Consider the following 19,783-nt stretch of genomic DNA (forward strand, 5'->3'; position numbering starts at 1 on the left):
CTGTCTTACTTCTCCTCGGTACGGGTGTGGCTGACGGCGGGCTCGTTGCCGCCCAGCAGCAGGTAGAGGACGGCCATCCGGATGGAGACCCCGTTCGCGACCTGCTCGACGACGGTGCAGCGCTCGGAGTCGGCGACCTCGGCGGTGATCTCCATGCCGCGGACCATCGGACCGGGGTGCATCACGATGGCGTGCTCGGGCATCCGCGCCATGCGATCGCCGTCGAGGCCGTAGCGCCGCGCGTACTCGCGCTCGGTCGGGAAGAACGCGGCGTTCATCCGCTCCCGCTGGACGCGCAGCATCATCACCGCGTCGGACTTGGGGAGCGTGCTGTCCAGGTCGTACGAGATCTCGCAGGGCCAGGTCTCGACGCCGACCGGCACCAGGGTGGGCGGGGCGACGAGGGTGACCTCGGCGCCGAGGGTGTGCAGCAGGTCGACGTTGGAGCGGGCGACCCGGCTGTGCAGGACGTCACCGACGATCGTGATCCGCTTGCCGTCGAGGTCCTGCCCGAGCCCGGCGTCCCGGCCGACGAGCCGGCGGCGCATGGTGAAGGCGTCCAGCAGCGCCTGGGTGGGGTGCTGGTGGGTGCCGTCACCGGCGTTGATGACGGCCGCGTCGATCCAGCCGGAGTTGGCCAGGCGGTACGGCGCTCCGGAGGCCCCGTGCCGGATGACGACGGCGTCCACGCCCATGGCTTCCAGGGTCTGGGCGGTGTCCTTCAGGGACTCGCCCTTGGACACGCTCGACCCCTTGGCGGAGAAGTTGATGACGTCCGCGGACAGGCGCTTCTCGGCGGCCTCGAAGGAGATCCGGGTCCGGGTGGAGTCCTCGAAGAAGAGGTTGACGACGGTACGGCCGCGCAGGGTCGGCAGTTTCTTGATCGGCCGGTCGGCGACCCGGGCCATCTCCTCGGCGGTGTCGAGGATCAGGACGGCGTCGTCGCGGGTGAGGTCGGCGGCCGAGATGAGATGACGCTGCATCTGTCAGGCTCCGTAAGGCAGTTCAGGAGAATGCGGGCATGCAAGCGCGCGGTCGCGCACTCAGGGGCGTACCGCTGGGCGCTACTGCTCGCCCGGGGCGGCCGGCTTCACCCCGAGCAGCACGGTGTCGCGACCGTCCTCCTCGGCGAGCTGGACCTTGACCGTCTCCCGCAGTGACGTGGGGAGGTTCTTGCCGACGTAGTCGGCGCGGATGGGCAGTTCGCGGTGGCCTCTGTCGACGAGGACCGCTAGCTGGACCGCGCGGGGGCGCCCGATGTCGTTCAGGGCGTCGAGGGCGGCTCGGATGGTGCGGCCGGAGAAGAGCACGTCGTCGACGAGGACGACCAGTCTGCCGTCGATGCCGTCACCGGGGATGTCGGTACGGGCCAGCGCACGCGGCGGGTGCATGCGCAGGTCGTCGCGGTACATGGTGATGTCGAGGGAGCCGACCGGGATCTTGCGGTCGGTGATCTCCTGGAGCTTGGCGGCGAGCCGCTGGGCGAGGAAGACGCCCCGCGTCGGGATGCCGAGGAGCACCACGTCGTCGGCGCCCTTGGCGCGCTCGACGATCTCGTGGGCGATGCGGGTCAGTACCCGCGCGATGTCAGGGCCTTCGAGAACCGGCCTTGCATCGGACGCTTGAGTGTCCATAGAAAACGGACCTCCTTCTCCGCCTCACGGGACGGACCTTAAAGGACGTCGGATTTGCGCCATCCACGGTAGCAGGCCCGGACGGCGTCCCAGATCACCCCCCTGGCCCAACCGGTCACCGGTACCACGGAAGCGTCGGTGCGGACCATTCGGCTTGACGCGACAGAGTAACGCTGCGTAACCTCACAGTGAGTTACCAGCCGCGCGGCACGGAACAGACCCAGCCGCGTCGACACAGTGTCCGGGGAGCTATATGTCCAGCGAATACGCCAAACAGCTCGGGGCCAAGCTCCGGGCCATCCGCACCCAGCAGGGCCTTTCCCTCCACGGTGTCGAGGAGAAGTCCCAGGGGCGTTGGAAGGCCGTCGTGGTCGGTTCGTACGAGCGTGGCGACCGCGCCGTGACCGTGCAGCGACTCGCCGAGCTGGCGGATTTCTACGGCGTTCCGGTGCAGGAGCTGCTGCCGGGCACCACTCCGGGCGGGGCCGCCGAGCCGCCGCCGAAGCTGGTCCTGGACCTGGAGCGGCTGGCCCACGTGCCGGCCGAGAAGGCGGGCCCCCTCCAGCGGTATGCCGCCACGATCCAGTCCCAGCGCGGTGACTACAACGGCAAGGTGCTCTCGATCCGTCAGGACGACCTGCGCACACTCGCCGTCATCTACGACCAGTCGCCCTCGGTCCTCACCGAGCAGCTCATCAGCTGGGGCGTCCTGGACGCCGACGCGCGGCGTGCGGTGGCCTCCCACGAGGACAGCTGAGCCGCTTCTCATCTGAGCAGAAACGTGCCGCCGGGGTGGCCGGAACTTCATGGTTCCGGCCACCCCGGCGGCTTTCTGCGGGCCTGAAGGCCCTCAGAGGCACGGGAACGCCATCAGCCTCACCAGGAACGCCAGAGGGCCCACAGCATCACTGCTGTGGGCCCCTCGGCAATGCGTACCTCTGGCGCCAGGTCGGTCCTGGGCTCGCCTACGCCTGGTCGCGGCGCAGTGAGGGCTTGAGATCCTTGAACCGGCCGAGCAGGCCGTTCACGAACGAGGGCGACTCGTCCGTGGAGAACTCCTTCGCCAGCTGCACCATCTCGTCGAGCACGACCGCGTCCGGCGTCTCGTCCGCCCAGATCAGCTCATAGGCGCCGAGGCGCAGGATGTTGCGGTCGACGACGGGCATCCGGTCGAGCGTCCAGCCGACCGAGTACTGGGCGATCAGCTCGTCGATGCGCGTCGCGTGCTGCGCGTACCCCTCGACCAGCTGCATCGTGTACTCGCTCACCGGCGGCTGCCGGGTGTCTCCCCGGGAGAGCCGGATCCAGTCCGCGAGGACGGTCAGGACGTCCGCGTCGCGCTGGTCGCCCTCGAAGAGGATCTGGAAGGCGCGCTTGCGGGCCGTATTGCGGGCAGCCACGGTTAGCTGTTCACCCGGCCGAGGTAGTCGCTCGTGCGGGTGTCGACCTTGATCTTCTCACCGGTGGTGATGAAGAGCGGGACGTTGATCTGGTGACCGGTCTCCAGGATGGCGGGCTTGGTGCCACCGGTGGAACGGTCGCCCTGGACGCCCGGCTCGGTCTCCTGGATGACGAGCTCGACGGCGGCGGGCAGCTCGACGAAGAGCACCTCGCCCTCGTGCTGCGCGACGGTGGCGGTGAAGCCCTCGATCAGGAAGTTGGCGGCGTCACCGACGGCCTTGCGGTCGACCATGAGCTGGTCGTAGGTCTCCATGTCCATGAAGACGAAGTACTCGCCGTCCATGTAGGAGAACTGCATGTCGCGCTTGTCGATCGTGGCCGTCTCGACCTTGACGCCGGCGTTGAACGTCTTGTCGACGACCTTCCCGGAAAGCACGTTCTTCAGCTTGGTGCGCACGAAGGCCGGGCCCTTGCCGGGCTTGACGTGCTGGAACTCGACGACGGACCACAGCTGGCCTCCGTCGAGCTTGAGCACCAGGCCGTTCTTGAGGTCGTTCGTGGAAGCCACGGTTGCGGAATCTCCTGGACTGACGTGGACGACCCCGGCGCACGCACCTGGCTAAAGGGCGAGCAGCTCCTTGGTCGTGATGGTGAGTAGCTCTGGGCCGCCGTCCGCCTCGGGGCGGACGACGAGCGTGTCATCGATCCGGACACCGCCCCGGCCCGGGAGGTGGACCCCCGGTTCGACGGTGACCGGCACGCAAGCGTCCAGTTTACCCATGGCCGCGGGGGCCAGCTGCGGGTCCTCGTCGATTTCGAGTCCCACACCGTGCCCCGTCAGGGCCGGAAGGCCTTCCGCGTACCCCGCGGAGTCCAGCACCTGGCGTGCGGCACGGTCCACGTCACGGTAGGCGGCGCCGGGGACCAGGCTCTCCCGGCCGGCCCGCTGAGCGGCGAAAACCAGGTCGTACAGCTCGATCTGCCAGTCCGCCGGGGACGTACCGATGACGAAAGTACGGCCGATCTCGCACCGGTAGCCGCGATAGGTCGCGCCAAGGCAGACGGAGAGGAAGTCGCCCTCCTCGACCCTCCGGTCGGTGGGGCGGTGGCCGGGTCTGCCGGAGTTCGGGCCGGTACCGACGGAGGTCGCGAAGGCGGGACCGTCGGCGCCGTGGTCGACGAGGCGGCGTTCCAGTTCGAGAGCGAGGTGACGTTCGGTGCGGCCGACGAGGATGGACTCCAGCAGTTCACCGAGGGCCTGGTCGGCGATCTCGGCGCCGATCCTGAGGCAGGAGATCTCCTCCTCGTCCTTCACCAGACGCAGCTGTTCCACCCCGCCGCCCAGGTCGGCCAGGCGCAGCCGGGGCACGACCGAGCGGATGGCGCGATGCCGGGCGACGGTCAGGTGGTGCTCCTCGACGGCAAGGGATTCGCCGCCCTGCGCGGCCGCGAGGTCGGCCGCCGCGACGGCGGGATCACCGCCGGAGCCGGACAGCCTCTGCACGCGCAGCGCCTCGTCGGGCCGGCCGTCCGCGGGGCGGTCGTCCGGCGGACGGCCGGGACACAGCAGCAGGTCCTCGATCCTGCCGAGCAGCAGGACGGCGCCGCGCGGGGCGGTGCCGGCGAGGTAGCGGACGTTGGCGGGGCGGGAGACCAGCGCGGAGGAGCTGCCGCCGGCTTGGCAGCGTTCCCGTAGGCGGGCTCGGCGGGCAGCGTAGACCTCTGACATGACACGAGCGTAGGAGGGGTGCCCGGATTGTGCTGGTTGGGAGGGTGCCGTTTGGGGGACCGCGGTGCGTGATCCCGTTGTTTTTCCGGGTGCGGGCCGGTGAGGGCTGGGCTCGCCCACGCGGCGGAGCCGCATGTCGATACGGCCCCGCGCTCCTGGCGCCGGCTCAGTCCCACGCGTTCACCAGCTCGGCGGGCTTGCTATCGACCTGGCCAGTACGTCGTCCAGGATCTGGGCCGTCTGCGGTACGTCCAGCTGGGAGTTGTCGATGATGGGCAGGCCCGAGCCGTACCAGCCCGCCATGCGGCCGTGGATGCGGGCGACCTCGTCGTCGGTGAGGCGGCGGTTTCCGGAGCGCTCGGCGTTGCGCTCCAGGACGATCTCCAGGCCCGGCAACAGAACCACCGGCAGCAGGCCGGGGCCCACGTGGCGCTTCCAGCCGCCGAGGCCGACGACCGGGCGGTCGGGGAACACGGCGTCGTCGAGGATGCACGAGATGCCGTTGGCCAGGAAGTTGCGGGCGGCGAAGCCGCAGGTGCGGCGGGCCAGGCGGTACTGGGCCTCGGAGTGGTCGTTCCACCCGGACTGCGGGTCGGCGAAGCCCGAGCGGACCCATTCGCGTACGTCGTCGAGGCTGATGTGGGCGGTGGGGACCCGGCGGTGGTCCGCCCAGTACTTGGCGACGCTGGTCTTGCCGGCACCGGCCGGGCCGATGAGCAGGACCGCGAGGGTGGTGCCGGCCGGGTCGGCGGCGGACGTGGCGGGCGTCGCGCTCGGCATGGGGACGGGGGCGCCGGACGGCAGCGGCAGATGGCCGGTGGTGTCCGGCACCGGCGAGGCCGGGGCGTGCTGCGGCGCGGGCGGTACCTGCGCCGAGGGGGCGCCGGTGAAGCCCGGAGCGGGTGCGGGCGGCGGGGGCACGGGGGCGGAACCCTGGTGTGCGCCCGGGTGCTGCGGACCCGGGTGGTGTGCGGCCGGCGACCAGCCGACGGCCGGTCCGTGCCCCGGCTGGTGGGGCGGCGGCAGCGGAGAACCCACTGCGTGCTGCATCCGGTGCCACTCCGTCTCGTACAGGCAATGGGTGCTGACAGCGCGGGTAAGCCCCGCTTCCCCACAGCCTAAAGGGCGTGGGAGGGGCCCCCGTCGGAACGGTACCGCCCCCGGCCGTCGTTTGGTGCAACGGCCGGGGGCGGTCCGAAGTGCCCCATCACGCAAGGGGAATCGGGCGGAAGGCGTACCCGGGGATCTACTCGCCCACTTCGCCGTACGCGGCGAGGAGGACGGCCGGGTCGGGGCCCTCCAGGACGGTGGGCTTGGCCAGCCCGTCCAGGACGATGAAGCGCAGCAGGTCGCCGCGGGACTTCTTGTCGACCTTCATGTTCTCCAGCAGCTTGGGCCACTGGTCGTAGCGGTAGTGCAGGGGCAGCCCGACCGATTCCAGGACCGTGCGGTGGCGGTCGGCCGTGGCGTCGTCCAACCGGCCCGCGAGGCGGCCGAGTTCGGCGGCGAAGTGCATGCCGACCGAGACCGCCGCGCCGTGCCGCCACTGGTAGCGCTCGTTCTTCTCGATGGCGTGCGCGAGCGTGTGGCCGTAGTTCAGGATCTCCCTGAGGCCCGACTCCTTGAGGTCGGAGGAGACGACCTCGGCCTTGACCCGGATGGAGCGCTCGATGAGCTCCGCGGTGTGCGGGCCGGCCGGGGTGCGCGCGGCCTCCGGGTCGGACTCGACGAGCTCCAGGATCGTCGGGTCGGCGATGAAGCCGGCCTTGATGACCTCGGCGAGCCCGGAGACGTAGTCGTTGACCTGGAGGGAGTCCAGCGCGGCCAGGTCGCACAGCACGCCGGCCGGCGGGTGGAAGGCGCCGACGAGGTTCTTGCCCTCGGCGGTGTTGATGCCGGTCTTGCCTCCGACGGCCGCGTCCACCATGGCCAGCACGGTGGTGGGGATGGCGATCCAGCGCACCCCGCGCAGCCAGGTCGCGGCCACGAACCCGGCGAGGTCCGTGGTCGCGCCGCCGCCGACTCCGACGACGACGTCCGTGCGGGTGAAGCCGGACTGGCCGAGCGCCTTCCAGCAGTAGGAGGCGACCTCGGCGGTCTTGGCCTCCTCGGCGTTGGGCACCTGGATGGCGACGGCCTCGAAGCCCTGCTCGGCCAGGTCGGCACGGAGCGCTTCGCCGGTCTCGGCCAGCGCCTCGGGGTGCACGATCGCGACCCGCTTGGCCTTGTCGCCGATCAACGCGCCGAGTTCGCCCAGGAGTTGCCGGCCGACCAGGACCTCGTAGGGCTCGCTGCCCGCGGTGCCGCCGACCTGGATGCGGGTGACTGCCTCGCTCATGCTTCCTTCAACTCCAGTGCGTCCAGGGCTGCTTGGGTGACCTCTTCGGGCGTACGGCCGTCCGTGGACACGACCGCGGTGGCGATTCCCTCGTACAGGTGCCGCCGCGCCTCCATCAGCTCGCGCCACTGCTTGCGCGGATTGACGGCGAGCAGCGGCCGGGCGGCGTTCAGGCCGGTGCGCTTGACCGCTTCCTCGACGTCCATGGAGAGGTAGACGACGCGCTGCCCGGCGAGCAGCGCGCGGGTGTCCTCGTCCAGGACCGCGCCGCCGCCCAGTGCGAGGACGCCGGCGTGGTCGGCGAGTGCCGTGTGCACGGCCCGCTTCTCGATCGCGCGAAAAGCCGGCTCGCCCTCGTCGACGAAGATCTCGGCGATGCTCCGGCCCTCCTCGGCGACGATGTCCTCGTCGGTGTCCCGGTAACCGACCCCGAGCCGCTCGGCGAGGAGCTGTCCGACGGTGGACTTGCCGACGCCCATCGGCCCGACCAGGACGACCAGCGGCACAGCGCTCATCGGACCGGGAGGTTGTCGAGGTACGACCGCACGTTGCGGTGGGTCTCGGCGACGCTGTCGCCGCCGAACTTCTCCGCGACGGCGTCCGCGAGGACCAGCGCGACCATCGCCTCCGCGACGATGCCGGCGGCCGGCACCGCGCACACGTCCGAGCGCTGGTGGTGGGCCTGAGTGGCCTCGCCGGTGACGACGTCCACGGTCTTCAGTGCCCGCGGCACGGTCGCGATCGGCTTCATCGCGGCCCGCACCCGCAGCAGCTCACCGGTGGTCAGACCGCCCTCGGTGCCACCGGAACGGCCGGTGGCCCGCCGGATGCCCTCGTCGGTGGCGACGATCTCGTCGTGCGCCTGGGAGCCGGGCACCCGCGCCAGGTCGAAGCCGTCGCCGACCTCGACGCCCTTGATCGCCTGGATGCCCATGAGGGCGGCGGCCAGCCGGGCGTCCAGCCTGCGGTCCCAGTGCACGTGCGAGCCCAGGCCCACCGGCACGCCGTAGGCCAGCACCTCGACCACACCGCCGAGGGTGTCGCCGTCCTTGTGGGCCTGGTCGATCTCCGCGACCATCGCCTTCGACGCGTCCGCGTCCAGGCAGCGCACCGGGTCGGCGTCCAGCTTCTCGACGTCCGAGGGCTTGGGGTACACGCCGTACGGCGCCTTCGCGGCGGCCAGCTCGACGACGTGCGAGACGATCTCGATGCCGGCCGTCTCCTTGAGGTACGACCGGGCCACCGCGCCCAGCGCCACCCGGGCCGCCGTCTCCCGGGCGGAGGCGCGCTCCAGGATCGGCCGGGCCTCGTCGAAGCCGTACTTCTGCATGCCGGCGAGGTCGGCGTGGCCGGGGCGCGGGCGGGTCAGCGGGGCGTTGCGGGCCAGGCCCGCGAGGATCTCGGGGTCGACGGGGTCGGCCGCCATGACCTGCTCCCACTTCGGCCACTCGGTGTTGCCCACCATGATCGCGACCGGCGAGCCGAGGGTGAGGCCGTGCCGCACACCGCCGATGAACGTGATCTCGTCACGCTCGAACTTCATGCGGGCGCCGCGTCCATAGCCGAGTCGGCGCCGGGCCAGGTGGTCCGCCACCATCTCCGTGGTGATCGGCACGCCGGCGGGAAGTCCCTCCAGCGTCGCGACGAGTGCGGGGCCGTGGGACTCCCCCGCGGTCAGCCAGCGCAACCTGCTCAACGGTGCTCCTCAATGCTCGCGCCCTGGTACTGCCCCTCGTACACGCGTCCTCGCGTACGGCGACGGCCCGACCAGGTGCGCGGCCCTGGCCCGCCACCTCCGATCCTCCCACGTCCGGGCGCCGGGACAGGCCGCCGGTCCACAGGGCGGACGGGATCCCGCCGCCGTGGCCCGGGACCGAGCGGGTCTCAGCGGGTCCTGACCTGCCCTAGCGGGCCGCGAGCCCGTGCTCGCCCGCCTTGCGCATGGCGTCCAGCGGGGCCGGGGCACGTCCCGTCATCTGCTCGACCTGCAGCACCGCCTGGTGCACCAGCAGGTCGAGCCCGCTGACGACGGCCCCGCCGTACGCGGACCAGCGGGCGGCGAGCTCGGTGGGCCACGGGTCGTAGAGCACGTCGAAGAGGGTGGCGGGCCGTTCCGGCAGCGCCGAGGCCAGCGCGTCGGTCGCACCGGCCGGAGTCGTCGCGATGACGAGCGGTGCGTGCAGGGCCTGCCCGGCGTCCGCCCAGTCCGCCGTACGGACCTCGACGTCCAGCCGCTCGCCCCACTGCCGCATCTCGGCGGCGCGTGCCCCGCTGCGCACGTAGGCGACGACCTCGCCGGTGCAGATCCGGGCCAGCGCGGCGAGCGCGGAGGAGGCGGTGGCGCCGGCGCCGAGGATGGCGGCGGAGTCGACCTGTTCGATGCCGTGTTCGCGCAGGGCCGCGACCATGCCGGGGATGTCGGTGTTGTCGCCGACCCGGCGGCCGTCCTCGGTGAACACGACCGTGTTGACCGTGTCCACCGAGGCGGCCGTCTCGGTGATCTCGTCGAGCAGCGGGATGACCGCCCGCTTCAGCGGCATGGTGACCGAGAGTCCGGCCCACTCCGGGCCGAGCTCGGCGAAGAACCCGGGCAGGGCGGCCTCGTCGAGCTCGAACCGGTCGTACGACCAGTCGGCGAGTCCCAGCTCCTGGTACGCGGCGCGGTGCAGCACCGGCGAGAGGGAGTGGGCGATGGGCTTGCCGAGCACGGCGGCCCGGCGGGCGTCAGCTGCCCGAGCTGGCATCGAACTTGTCCTTGAGCTTGAGGAACGCGGCATGCGTCTTGGCGAACTCGGTCTTGCTCACGCCGTCGACCGCCACGAAGTAGTACCAGCCGTCGTCCGTCGGATTCAGTGTCGCCTTGATCGCACCGTCGCCCGGGTTTCCGATCGGACCGGGCGGCAGACCCTTTTGCGTGTACGTGTTGTACGGGTCCTGGTTGCTGTTGATCTCCGACTCACTGATGTTGATGTTGCTCTCGTTCTTCAGGTAATTGAAGGTCGAGTCGAACTGCAGCAGTCCATAGGTCTCGGGGTTCGCGAGATCGAGGCGGTTGTAGACGACCTCCGCCATCTTGCGGTAGTCGTCGTCGGTCTTGCCCTCCGCCTGGACGAGACTCGCGACCGTGATGACCTGCAGCGGGTTGTCCAGCTTCAGCGCCTTGGCCTTGGCAGTCAGGTCGAGCGCCTCGTACTTCTCGGCGGCCTGGCTCACCATCTCCTTCAGGACCGTCTCGGGCTTCATGCCCTTGGCCGCGGGATAGGTGCCCGGGTAGAGGAAGCCCTCCAGCGGGTCCTTGATGTCCTTGTTGCTGTTCGCCCAGCTCGGCAGACCGAGGCTCTTGTACCCCTTGTCGGCGGCTTTCCTGGTGGTGCCGGACGACAATTCGAGCTGCTGGTCGATCGCCTTGTAGACGCTGATATTGCGCTCGCCCGGCCTGACCACCACGTTGTTCTGGCTCTTGGGGTCGAGCATCATTTCGATGGCGCTCGCGGCGGACATCTGCTTCTTCAGCAGATAGGCGCCCGCCTGCAAAGTCTTCCCCTTGGAGTTCTGCTCCTGAGCCGCGACGAAGGCGTCGACGCTCTTGACGACCCCCGCCTCTTTCAGCTTCTGGCCGATGGTCGATCCGTACGCACCCTTCGGGATGACGACGGACACCACCTCGCCCGTCCCCTCCCCCGCGTAGTCCGGAGCCGTGGCGAAACGATTTTGGTAGAACTGGTAGCCGAAGTAGCCGACCCCGCCCAGGCCTCCGCCGAACACCAGCAGGACCACCAGACAGGCGCACCCGCTGCGGCGTTTCTTGGGCTTGCCACCCCGGCCCTTGCGGTCGCCGCGGCCGCCCTTCGAGTCGTCCCGGTCGTCCGAGTCGTCCTCGTCGTCGTCAGCGCCCGAGAAGAAGGCGTGTTCGCCCTGGTCGGGGCCGGGATCCCAGTCGGCCTGCTGCGGTTCGGGTTCGGTGCGCCGACGCGCGGGCGGCTCCGGCGGCGGGTAGGCGTCCGGGGTACCGTAGAAATCGGGCTGCTGCTCCGCGCCGTACGCCACGCCCTGCTGCTGCTGTGCGTACGGGTCCGACGGGTCGGTGTACGGCACGTGCGCGTGCGTGCCGGTGCCCCAGGAGCCGTTGTCGTACTGCTGCTGGGGCTGGGGCGCGTACTGCTGCTGGCCGTAGGGCTGCTGGCTGTACTGCTGCTGGTACTGCTGGTCGCCGTACTGCTGCTGACCGTGCTGCTGCTGGTGCTGCTGACCGTGCTGCTGGTCGTGATGCTGCTCGCCGTACTGCTGCTGGTATTGCTGTTGCGCCTGACCGTATGCGGCCTGCTGGCCGTCGCCCCAGCCTCCATCGTCGTACTGCGGCTGCTGCGGCTGCTCCGGATAGTGCTGCGGCTGGCCGCCGTAGGGGGACTGCTGGCCCGTGTGGGCCTGCTGTCCGCCCCATCCGCCGTCCCCGTACAACGGGTCCTCCGGATGCCACGGTTCGGAGCCTTCGCCCCGGCCATACTCAGTCATCGATCCCCTAGAGCCGCGAGGCGGCGGTCGCACGACTTTCGGCTCGGCTCCCGTTCCGCCTCTCTTTGTGCGGTGGCTGTTCGAACACCTCCACATCGCGCGGAACGTTACCGTATCGCGATCAGATGACCACTTCGACGCCCTCGCCGGGTGCTTTACCTGACACTCGTTCCGATTCCAGGGCCTGCTGGAGGATGATCACGGCTGCCACCTGGTCGATGACCGATCTGCCCTTTTTCGACTTCACACCCGAAGCCCGAAGTCCCTGACTGGCCGTCACCGTGGTCATCCGTTCGTCCACGAGCCGGACCGGGACGGGGGCGATCCCCCGGGCGAGCTCCTGCGCGAAGCCGCGGACCTTGACCGCGGCCGGGCCCTCGCCCCCCTTCAGGGAGCGCGGGAGGCCGACGACGACCTCGATCGGCTCGTACTCCTCGACCAGTTGCCGGAGCCTGCGGTGAGCTGCGGGAACGTCGCGGCCGGGAACCGTCTCCACCGGGGTGGCGAGGATCCCGTCGGGGTCGCACGAGGCGACCCCGATGCGGGCGTCCCCGACGTCGATCGCGAGACGACGGCCGCGGCGCATGCCGCGACCGTCGCCACCCGCCTGGTTTTCGGCGCTCACTTGACCGTTTCCGCCACGAGCCGCTCGACGGCGTCGACGGCCTCGCCGATGGCGGCGGGGTTCTGGCCGCCGCCCTGGGCGACGTCCGGCTTGCCGCCACCGCCGCCACCGAGGGTCTTGGCGGCCGTACGGACCAGGTCACCGGCCTTGAGGCCGCGCTCGCGGGCGGCTTCGTTGGTGGCGATGACGGTCAGCGGCTTGCCGTTGTTGACCGCGAACACGGCGACCACGGCGGCCCGTCCGCCCTGGATGCGGCCTCGCACGTCGAGGACCAGCCTGCGCAGGTCGTCGGGGGTCGTACCGTCCGGGACGCGGCCGGTGACGACGGCGACACCGTGGACGTCCTTGGCGGACTCGGCGAGACCGGCGGCGGCCTGGAGCACCTTCTCGGCGCGGAACTTCTCGATCTCCTTCTCGGCGTCCTTCAGCTTGCCGAGCATGGCGGAGACCTTCTCCGGAAGCTCCTCCGGACGGCCCTTGATCAGCTCCTGGAGCTGGGCGACCACCGTGTGCTCACGGGCGAGGAAGTTGTAGGCGTCGACACCGACCAGGGCCTCGATACGGCGCACCCCCGAGCCGATCGACGACTCGCCGAGCAGCTTCACCAGACCCAGCTGGGCGGTGTTGTGCACATGCGTGCCGCCGCACAGCTCCTTGGAGAAGTCACCGATGGTCACGACCCGGACCCGCTCGCCGTACTTCTCGCCGAACTCGGCGATGGCGCCCTGCTTCTTGGCCTCGTCGATGCCCATGACGTCGGCACGGACGTCCAGGTCGCGGGCCAGCACCTCGTTGATCTTCTGCTCCACGTCGGTCATCACGGCCGTCGGAACGGCGGACGGCGAGCCGAAGTCGAAGCGGAAGCGGCCGGGCTGGTTCTCGGAACCGGCCTGGGCGGCCGTCGGGCCGAGGGCGTCGCGCAGGGCCTGGTGGGTGAGGTGGGTGGCCGAGTGGGCGCGGGCGATGGCCGTGCGCCGGCGGTTGTCGATCGAGGCGTGGGCCTTGGAACCGACGGTGACCTCGCCGACCTGGACGACGCCCTTGTGGACGTACACGCCGGGCACCGGCTTCTGGCAGTCGCGGATCTCGATGACGGCACCGGTGTCCACCTTGATGCGGCCGGTGTCGCCGATCTGGCCGCCGCCCTCGGCGTAGAAGGGGGTGCGGTCCAGGACGATCTCGACCTCGTCGCCCTCGGTGGCGGCCGGGGAGGAGGCGCCGTCGACGAGGATGCCGACGATCGTGGACTCGCCCTCGGTGTCCGAGTAGCCGATGAAGTCGGTCTCGCCGGCCTTGTCGGCGATCTCGCGGTAGGCGCCGACGCCGGCGTGGCCGGTCTTCTTGGCCTGGGCGTCGGCCTTGGCGCGCTCCCGCTGCTCCTTCATCAGGCGGCGGAAGCCGTCCTCGTCCACGGACAGGCCCTGCTCGGCGGCCATCTCCAGGGTGAGGTCGATCGGGAAGCCCCAGGTGTCGTGGAGCAGGAAGGCCTTGTCGCCGGACAGGACCTTGCCACCGGCCTGCTTGGTCTCGGTGACGGCGGTGTCGAGGATGTTCGTGCCGCCCTTGAGGGCCTTGAGGAACGCGTTCTCCTCGGCGACGGCGACCTTCTCGATCCGCTCGCGGTCGGTGACGAGCTCGGGGTACTGCTGTCCCATCATCTCGATGACCGTGTCGATCAGGTCCTTGACGACCGGGCCGGTGGCACCGAGCAGACGCATGTTGCGGATGGCGCGGCGCATGATGCGGCGCAGGACGTAGCCGCGGCCCTCGTTGCCGGGGGTCACGCCGTCGCCGATGAGCATCACGGACGTGCGCATGTGGTCGGTGACCACGCGCAGGGAGACGTCCGAGTCGTGCGAGTCGCCGTACTCGACACCGGTCAGCTCGGTGGCCTTCTTGATGACGGCCATGGAGGTGTCGATCTCGTACATGTTCTGCACGCCCTGCAGAATCATGGCGAGCCGCTCCATGCCGAGGCCCGTGTCGATGTTCTTGCTCGGCAGGTCTCCGAGGATCTCGAAGTTGTCCTTGCCGATGCCCTCGCCGCGCTCGTACTGCATGAAGACGAGGTTCCAGATCTCCACGTACCGCTCGTCGTTGACGGCGGGGCCGCCCTCGACGCCGAATTCGGGGCCGCGGTCATAGTTGATCTCGGAACAGGGGCCGCACGGGCCGGGAACGCCCATGGACCAGTAGTTGTCCTTCATGCCGAGGCGCTGGATGCGCTCCTTGGGCACACCGATGTTCTCGTGCCAGATGCGCTCGGCCTCGTCGTCGTCCTTGTAGACGGTGATCCAGAGCTTCTCCGGCTCCAGGCCGTAACCACCCTTGTCCTGGGGCGTGGTGAGCAGCTCCCAGGCGTACTTGATGGCGCCTTCCTTGAAGTAGTCGCCGAAGGAGAAGTTGCCGCACATCTGGAAGAAGGTGCCGTGCCGCGTGGTCTTGCCGACCTCTTCGATGTCGGGCGTGCGCACGCACTTCTGCACGCTGGTGGCGCGCGACCACGGCGGCTTGACCTCACCGAGGAAGTAGGGCTTGAAGGGCACCATGCCGGCGGGGACCAGGAGCAGAGTCGGGTCGTCCGCGATGAGCGACGCCGAAGGGACGACGGTGTGCCCGCGCTCCTCGTAGAAGCTCAACCAGCGGCGACGAATCTCGGCCGACTCCATCAGTGGTCCTCATTCCGGTTGTACGTGTACGTCGTCCTGTCGCTGTCGACGGACTTCGGATTGCTGCGGTTCTCGATGGCGGTGTACCGCCGGGGTGCGGGGAGTTCGGGGTCGACGGAGGCGTTCAGCCCGAGCGCGTCGCCCAGTTCCTCCTCCCGCTGGGCCATGTTGTCGCGGACGTCCAGCGCGAAGCCCACCGCGCGGTCCTTGATGCGGTGACCGGCATCGAGCGCCTTGTTCGCCGCGGTCACGGCGAGGTTCTCGGGGGTCAACTGCTTCAGCTTGCGATTGACCTTGGTGGTGGCCCACACACCGGCGGCGACGCCCGAGGTGAACCAGAAGGTACGGCGGAACATCGCTGGCTCTCAGTCCTTCTTTTTGCGGAGGTCTCGCTTGTCCCGCCGAGAGACCGTGCGGCCCACGATCACGGTACGCCGGGGTGCCTTCGCGGGCACGTCTTCCTTGCTGCCGCCGAGGGCCCGGCGCACGCCGTAGCCGAAGGCGGCGACCTTCACCAGGGGGCCACCGAAGGTCGAGGCGACGGTGGTCGACAGCGCGGAGGCGTTCGACGTGACCTCCTGGACGTCGGAGGCGATCGCGTCGACCCGGTCGATCTGGGTCTGCGCGGAGCGCACCGCCGAGGAGGCGTCGGCCAGCAGCGGGACGGCCTGGTCGGTCACGTCCGCCACGAGCTTGGTGGTCGCCCTGAGCGTCTGGGCCAGCCTCGCCAGCGCGACGGCGAGGAAAGAGACCAGAATCGCCCAGAAGACGGCCACCAGGATCCCGGCCACCTCTCCACCGGACACTGTGTGCACCCGCTCCCTGAAACGTGCCTGCGTATCGGAAAAGTCGTACGCCGAGCCTATCGCGCCGGGGTCCTGACTCCGAACCGGATTAAGGCCCGCGCGCGGCCGCACCGCGGGAGGCGATTGTACGGACCGAACACGTCTCGGTACGTTCCGTGGCCCATGCGCGCCCATCAGCCCGGCGGCACCTCGGTGAGCGGCGATCTGCCCCTGGATGCCGACGTGTTCGCGGACCGCACGGCCGAACTCTCCGGGCCGGCGCGGGCGCTCGGCCCCTCGCGGCTCGTCACGGCCGGGGGTGTGGGCGGGGCGGGGCACCTCGCGTCTGGCGGCGCGCGGCCGGGCGGTCCGCCGACGGCGTGTGGCGTGTCGAGCCGGCGCCGGTGCGCGATCCGGAGTTCGCCGCCACGCTTTCGTGGCGGCGCTCGGGCTGACGGACCACAGCGCCAAGCTGCCACGCGAGATCCTGCCCGCGTATCTCGCCGGGCGCCAACTCCTGCTGGTTCTCGCCGGGTTCGAGCACCTGCTGGAGGCTTGCGCCGACCTGGTCGTCGAACTGCTGCGCCGGGCGCCCGGCCTCCGGATGCTCGCCGCGGGACGCCGGCCGCCGGCCGTGGCGGGCGAGCGGGTGTTCACGCTGGGGCCGCTGGGCGAACAGGGGCAGACTCACCGACGGCCACGTCGCGGCAGTGGCGCCCTGCAGCAGCGCGGCCTCCGCCGGGTCGCCCTCCGTGGCCGCCGACGGCTCGATCGTCAGCCTCGTCCTCTGCGAGGCGATCGCCCGGGGATGCGGCTGGGCGACGGACCGTACGGGGAGGGCGTACGGCAGGGCGCGCGGCTCGGCCGGGACGCGACGGCCGTCCGGGCGCTGCGCCGGGCACTGCGAGGATCGCCTACTGGAGGCGGTGCCGGCGCCGCGCGGGCCGGTGCGGCACACGACGGCGGCCTCGGCCCCGGACACGCACGAACCCGCCGCCTCGCCCACCCGGAAGGGCGGCAAGACGGCGGGCTGAGAGGTGGTGCTACGGCCTGCTGGTGATCAGCGGGCGTAGTACTCGACGACGAGCTGCTCGTCGCAGATCACCGGGATCTCCTTGCGGTTCGGCTCGCGGTCCAGGCGGAAGGCCAGGGCGCGGAGGTTCACCTGGAGGTAGCGCGGGGTCTCGCCGTCGGGGGCGAAGCCACCCTCGCGGGCGATCGAGAACAGGGTCTTCTCGCGGCTGCGCTCGCGGACCATCACGACGTCGTCGGGCTTGACGCGGAAGGACGGCTTGTCGACCTTCTGGCCGTTGACCTCGATGTGGCCGTGGACGACCATCTGGCGGGCCTGGTAGATCGTGCGGGCGATGCCCGAACGCAGGACCAGCGCGTCGAGACGGCGCTCGAGCTCGATGACCAGGGCCTCACCGGTCTTGCCCTGGGTCTTGGCGGCACGCTCGTAGGCGCGGACGAGCTGGCGCTCGGACACGTCGTACTGCGCGCGCAGACGCTGCTTCTCGAGCAGACGGACCTTGTAGTCCGAGTTCTGCTTGCGGCCACGGCCGTGCTCACCCGGCGGGTAGGGGCGGGCCTCGAAGTACTTGACGGCCTTCGGGGTCAGCGCGATGCCGAGGGCACGCGACTTCTTCACCTTGGGGCGGGACTGGTTCGGCATGAACCAAACACCTCGTGTTTCTGATGCGAATACGGCTTCACCAGGGTTAGGGGAGGTCGCATCCGCAGCCGGGGAAACCCCGCCGGTCCACTGGGGACCTGCCGGGCAGCCGCTCCCTGGTCTGGGCACAACGTGCAGCACGCGAGTGGCCCACCGGCCTCTCCCGGGAATCCGGGTGGTGGTGGGCTGCCCGCGACACCGTTCGACGGTGCGCGACGCTCCTGGAGATCCTGGCGGACCAGGCCTCCGGCTGGATGTCCCGTTCTGGTGAACCGGCCTGGGCCGGACACGGGACGCAGCACTTCGGGCGAGTCTACAGGGTGCTCAAGGCCGCTTGCGACCGAGGTGCTTCCTGGTCCACTCCACCGCGTCCGCGTACCGGGCCTCGGCGCCGTGCCGGGTGGGGGTGTAGTACTCGCGGTCCTGGATGGCGTCCGGGGCGTACTGCTGGGGGGCGATGCCCTCGGGCAGGTCGTGCGGGTACACGTATCCCTGCGCGTGGCCGAGCTTGGCGGCGCCCTTGTAGTGCCCGTCGCGCAGATGCGGCGGCACGGCACCGGCCAGTCCCTTTCGCACGTCGTCCAGGGCGGCGCCGATCGCCGTGGTCGCGGCGTTGGACTTGGGGGCCAGGGCGAGGGCGATGGTGGCGTGGCTGAGGGTGAGGGCGGCCTCGGGGAAGCCGATCATGGCGACTGCCTGGGCGGCGGCGACCGCGATCGGCAGGGCGTTCGGGTCGGCGAGGCCGATGTCCTCACTGGCGGAGATCATCAGGCGGCGGGCGATGAAGCGGGGATCCTCGCCGGCCTCGATCATGCGGGCCAGGTAGTGCAGGGCCGCGTCGACGTCGGAGCCGCGGATCGACTTGATGAGGGCACTGGCCACGTCGTAGTGCTGGTCGCCGTCCCGGTCGTACTTCACGGCGGCTCGGTCGACGGTCTCCTCGAGTGTCTGGAGGCCGACCTCCGTCTCGCCCTTGTCGAGGGCGGCCCCGGCCGCGGCCTCCAGGGCGGTCAGGGCGCGCCGCGCGTCGCCGCCGGCGATGCGCAGCAGGTGGTTCTCGGTGTCCTCGGGGAGGGTGACGGCGTCCTTGAGTCCGCGCTCGTCGCCCACCGCACGCCGGACCAGGGAACGCAGGTCGTCGTCGGTGAGGGGTTCGAGGGTGAGGAGGAGGGAGCGGGACAGCAGCGGGGAGATGATCGAGAAGTACGGGTTCTCGGTGGTCGCCGCGATCAGGGTCACCCAGCGGTTCTCGACGGCCGGGAGCAGGGAGTCCTGCTGGGCCTTGCTGAAGCGGTGGATCTCGTCGAGGAAGAGGACGGTCTCCTTGCCGTAGCCACCGGTGGCGCGGCGGGCTCCGTCGATGACCGAGCGGACCTCCTTGACGCCGGCGGTGATCGCCGACAGTTCCACGAAGCGCTTGTTGGTCGCCTTGGAGACGACGTAGGCCAGGGTGGTCTTGCCGGTGCCGGGCGGGCCCCAGAGGATCACCGAGGAGGGCCCGGCGGGGCCGCCGGCGCCCTCGCCGACCAGTCTGCGCAGGGGGGAGCCCGGCTTCAGCAGGTGCTGCTGGCCCACGACCTCGTCGAGGGTGCGCGGGCGCATCCGGACCGCCAGGGGGCTGCTGGACGGGTCCTTCTCCTGGCGTTCTTCTGCTGCGGCGGTGAACAGGTCGGGCTCCACGAGGAAAACCCTATGTCACACCGCTGACAATCCGGTCGGGGCCGTCGGAGGGCCCCGGTCCCCGGGCGGTCAGCTGGTCCAGAAGTCCCACCAGCGGGTCAGGATCAGCATGCCGATGATGCCGATGTGCAGGACCGGCATGACCCAGGTGAACTCGCCGAAGAAGCTCTTCAGCCAGTGCGGGGCGGGCAGGAGGTCGTTGCGGATGTTGAACGAGGTCACGTACCAGAACATGATGATCGTCGCGACCCAGGCCAGGCAGCACCACAGGCACAGCGCGTTGATGCGGTACAGGGACTGGAACATCAGCCAGGCGCAGAATCCGGCGCCGAAGAGGGTGCCGGCGTTGAGGGTGAGCCAGTACCAGCGCGGGAAGCGGGCGCGGGCGAGCAGGCTCATGCCGACGGCGATGACGATGCCGTAGGCGACGAGGCCGAGCATCGGGTTGGGGAAGCCGAAGGCCGAGGCCTGGTCGCTCTCCATCACGCTGCCGCAGGAGACGACGGGGTTCAGGCTGCAGCCGGGCGTGAAGGACTTGCCCTCGACCTTGGCCTCGAGCAGCTTGAACTTGTCGATCGTGATGACCCAGGCCGCGAGCAGACCCGCCGCACCGGTGATCACGAGCAGCAGCGCGAACGCACGGCTGCCGCCCACCGACCGCGGGGCGGCCTCGGCGCGCTCCGGCCCCGGTTCGGTGGAGACGTCCTTGACTGTCGTCTTGCTCATCACGCCGAT

The 19,783-nt window shown here is 70.3% G+C and carries 20 protein-coding genes; 1 reads left to right on the plus strand and 19 read right to left on the minus strand.

The features are described from left to right. Window positions 1-5 precede the first annotated feature (5 nt). Window positions 6-983 (minus strand): aspartate carbamoyltransferase catalytic subunit, encoded by a 978-nt coding sequence (locus tag KUM49_RS27280; RefSeq protein WP_217239606.1) that lies wholly within the window; start codon window positions 981-983, stop codon window positions 6-8. A gap of 81 nt (window positions 984-1,064) precedes the next feature. After that, on the minus strand, window positions 1,065-1,634 hold the full coding sequence (gene pyrR, locus KUM49_RS27285; protein WP_217239607.1) for a bifunctional pyr operon transcriptional regulator/uracil phosphoribosyltransferase PyrR: 570 nt from the start codon (window positions 1,632-1,634) through the stop codon (window positions 1,065-1,067). 253 nt (window positions 1,635-1,887) lie between these two features. Between pyrR and bldD the strand changes: the two genes are divergently transcribed. After that, window positions 1,888-2,391 carry a transcriptional regulator BldD gene (gene bldD, locus KUM49_RS27290; protein ID WP_217239608.1) on the plus strand — a complete coding sequence of 168 codons (504 nt, stop codon included), beginning with the start codon at window positions 1,888-1,890 and terminating at the stop codon, window positions 2,389-2,391. Window positions 2,392-2,599: 208 nt separating this feature from the next. On the opposite strand, the gene nusB is transcribed toward bldD, so the two are convergent. The 17 genes from nusB to KUM49_RS27375 form a co-directional block, all read right to left on the minus strand. Continuing rightward, window positions 2,600-3,034 carry a transcription antitermination factor NusB gene (gene nusB / locus KUM49_RS27295; RefSeq protein WP_217239609.1) on the minus strand — a complete coding sequence of 145 codons (435 nt, stop codon included), beginning with the start codon at window positions 3,032-3,034 and terminating at the stop codon, window positions 2,600-2,602. Between the two features lie 2 nt (window positions 3,035-3,036). Continuing rightward, window positions 3,037-3,603, minus strand: a complete 567-nt coding sequence (gene efp / locus KUM49_RS27300; protein WP_030038547.1) for an elongation factor P — start codon at window positions 3,601-3,603, stop codon at window positions 3,037-3,039. Window positions 3,604-3,654: 51 nt separating this feature from the next. Then, window positions 3,655-4,764 carry an aminopeptidase P family protein gene (locus KUM49_RS27305; protein ID WP_217239610.1) on the minus strand — a complete coding sequence of 370 codons (1,110 nt, stop codon included), beginning with the start codon at window positions 4,762-4,764 and terminating at the stop codon, window positions 3,655-3,657. Between the two features lie 180 nt (window positions 4,765-4,944). Further along, on the minus strand, window positions 4,945-5,814 hold the full coding sequence (locus tag KUM49_RS27310) for a Pro-rich N-terminal domain-containing protein (protein ID WP_217239611.1): 870 nt from the start codon (window positions 5,812-5,814) through the stop codon (window positions 4,945-4,947). A gap of 196 nt (window positions 5,815-6,010) precedes the next feature. Further along, window positions 6,011-7,102: a 3-dehydroquinate synthase gene (gene aroB / locus KUM49_RS27315; protein ID WP_217239612.1), complete on the minus strand. Its 1,092-nt coding sequence runs from the start codon at window positions 7,100-7,102 to the stop codon at window positions 6,011-6,013. Beyond that, window positions 7,099-7,617, minus strand: coding sequence for a shikimate kinase (locus KUM49_RS27320; RefSeq protein WP_217239613.1), 519 nt, complete (start codon window positions 7,615-7,617; stop codon window positions 7,099-7,101). The genes aroB and KUM49_RS27320 overlap by 4 nt, the downstream gene beginning before the upstream one ends. After that, window positions 7,614-8,798: a chorismate synthase gene (gene aroC, locus KUM49_RS27325; protein ID WP_217239614.1), complete on the minus strand. Its 1,185-nt coding sequence runs from the start codon at window positions 8,796-8,798 to the stop codon at window positions 7,614-7,616. Before aroC ends, KUM49_RS27320 begins: the two co-directional genes overlap by 4 nt. 208 nt (window positions 8,799-9,006) lie before the next feature. Further along, entirely contained in the window at window positions 9,007-9,846 is an 840-nt protein-coding gene (locus KUM49_RS27330) for a shikimate dehydrogenase (RefSeq protein ID WP_217239615.1), read from the minus strand. Beyond that, window positions 9,827-11,614, minus strand: a complete 1,788-nt coding sequence (gene mltG, locus KUM49_RS27335) for an endolytic transglycosylase MltG (RefSeq protein ID WP_217239616.1) — start codon at window positions 11,612-11,614, stop codon at window positions 9,827-9,829. The genes KUM49_RS27330 and mltG overlap by 20 nt, the downstream gene beginning before the upstream one ends. 121 nt (window positions 11,615-11,735) lie before the next feature. Continuing rightward, window positions 11,736-12,200, minus strand: coding sequence for a Holliday junction resolvase RuvX (gene ruvX / locus KUM49_RS27340; RefSeq protein ID WP_217239617.1), 465 nt, complete (start codon window positions 12,198-12,200; stop codon window positions 11,736-11,738). A gap of 35 nt (window positions 12,201-12,235) precedes the next feature. Next, complete coding sequence (gene alaS, locus KUM49_RS27345) at window positions 12,236-14,908, minus strand: alanine--tRNA ligase (RefSeq protein ID WP_217239618.1); 2,673 nt, start codon at window positions 14,906-14,908, stop codon at window positions 12,236-12,238. After that, the gene (locus tag KUM49_RS27350) at window positions 14,908-15,264 is read right to left on the minus strand and encodes a hypothetical protein (RefSeq protein WP_217239619.1); all 357 of its coding nucleotides are present in this window, start codon (window positions 15,262-15,264) and stop codon (window positions 14,908-14,910) included. The genes alaS and KUM49_RS27350 overlap by 1 nt, the downstream gene beginning before the upstream one ends. 9 nt (window positions 15,265-15,273) lie before the next feature. Beyond that, window positions 15,274-15,723 (minus strand): DUF948 domain-containing protein, encoded by a 450-nt coding sequence (locus tag KUM49_RS27355; protein ID WP_217239620.1) that lies wholly within the window; start codon window positions 15,721-15,723, stop codon window positions 15,274-15,276. Window positions 15,724-16,000: 277 nt separating this feature from the next. Next, window positions 16,001-16,675, minus strand: coding sequence for a hypothetical protein (locus KUM49_RS50310; RefSeq protein WP_217239621.1), 675 nt, complete (start codon window positions 16,673-16,675; stop codon window positions 16,001-16,003). A 78-nt stretch (window positions 16,676-16,753) separates the two neighbouring features. After that, complete coding sequence (rpsD, locus tag KUM49_RS27365) at window positions 16,754-17,368, minus strand: 30S ribosomal protein S4 (protein WP_053748612.1); 615 nt, start codon at window positions 17,366-17,368, stop codon at window positions 16,754-16,756. A 324-nt stretch (window positions 17,369-17,692) separates the two neighbouring features. Beyond that, window positions 17,693-19,048, minus strand: coding sequence for a replication-associated recombination protein A (locus KUM49_RS27370; protein WP_217239622.1), 1,356 nt, complete (start codon window positions 19,046-19,048; stop codon window positions 17,693-17,695). A 69-nt stretch (window positions 19,049-19,117) separates the two neighbouring features. After that, on the minus strand, window positions 19,118-19,774 hold the full coding sequence (locus KUM49_RS27375; RefSeq protein WP_217239623.1) for a vitamin K epoxide reductase family protein: 657 nt from the start codon (window positions 19,772-19,774) through the stop codon (window positions 19,118-19,120). Between the last annotated feature and the right edge of the window lie 9 nt (window positions 19,775-19,783).

The organism is Streptomyces sp. AC555_RSS877, from assembly GCF_019049245.1.
Lineage (GTDB): Bacteria > Actinomycetota > Actinomycetes > Streptomycetales > Streptomycetaceae > Streptomyces.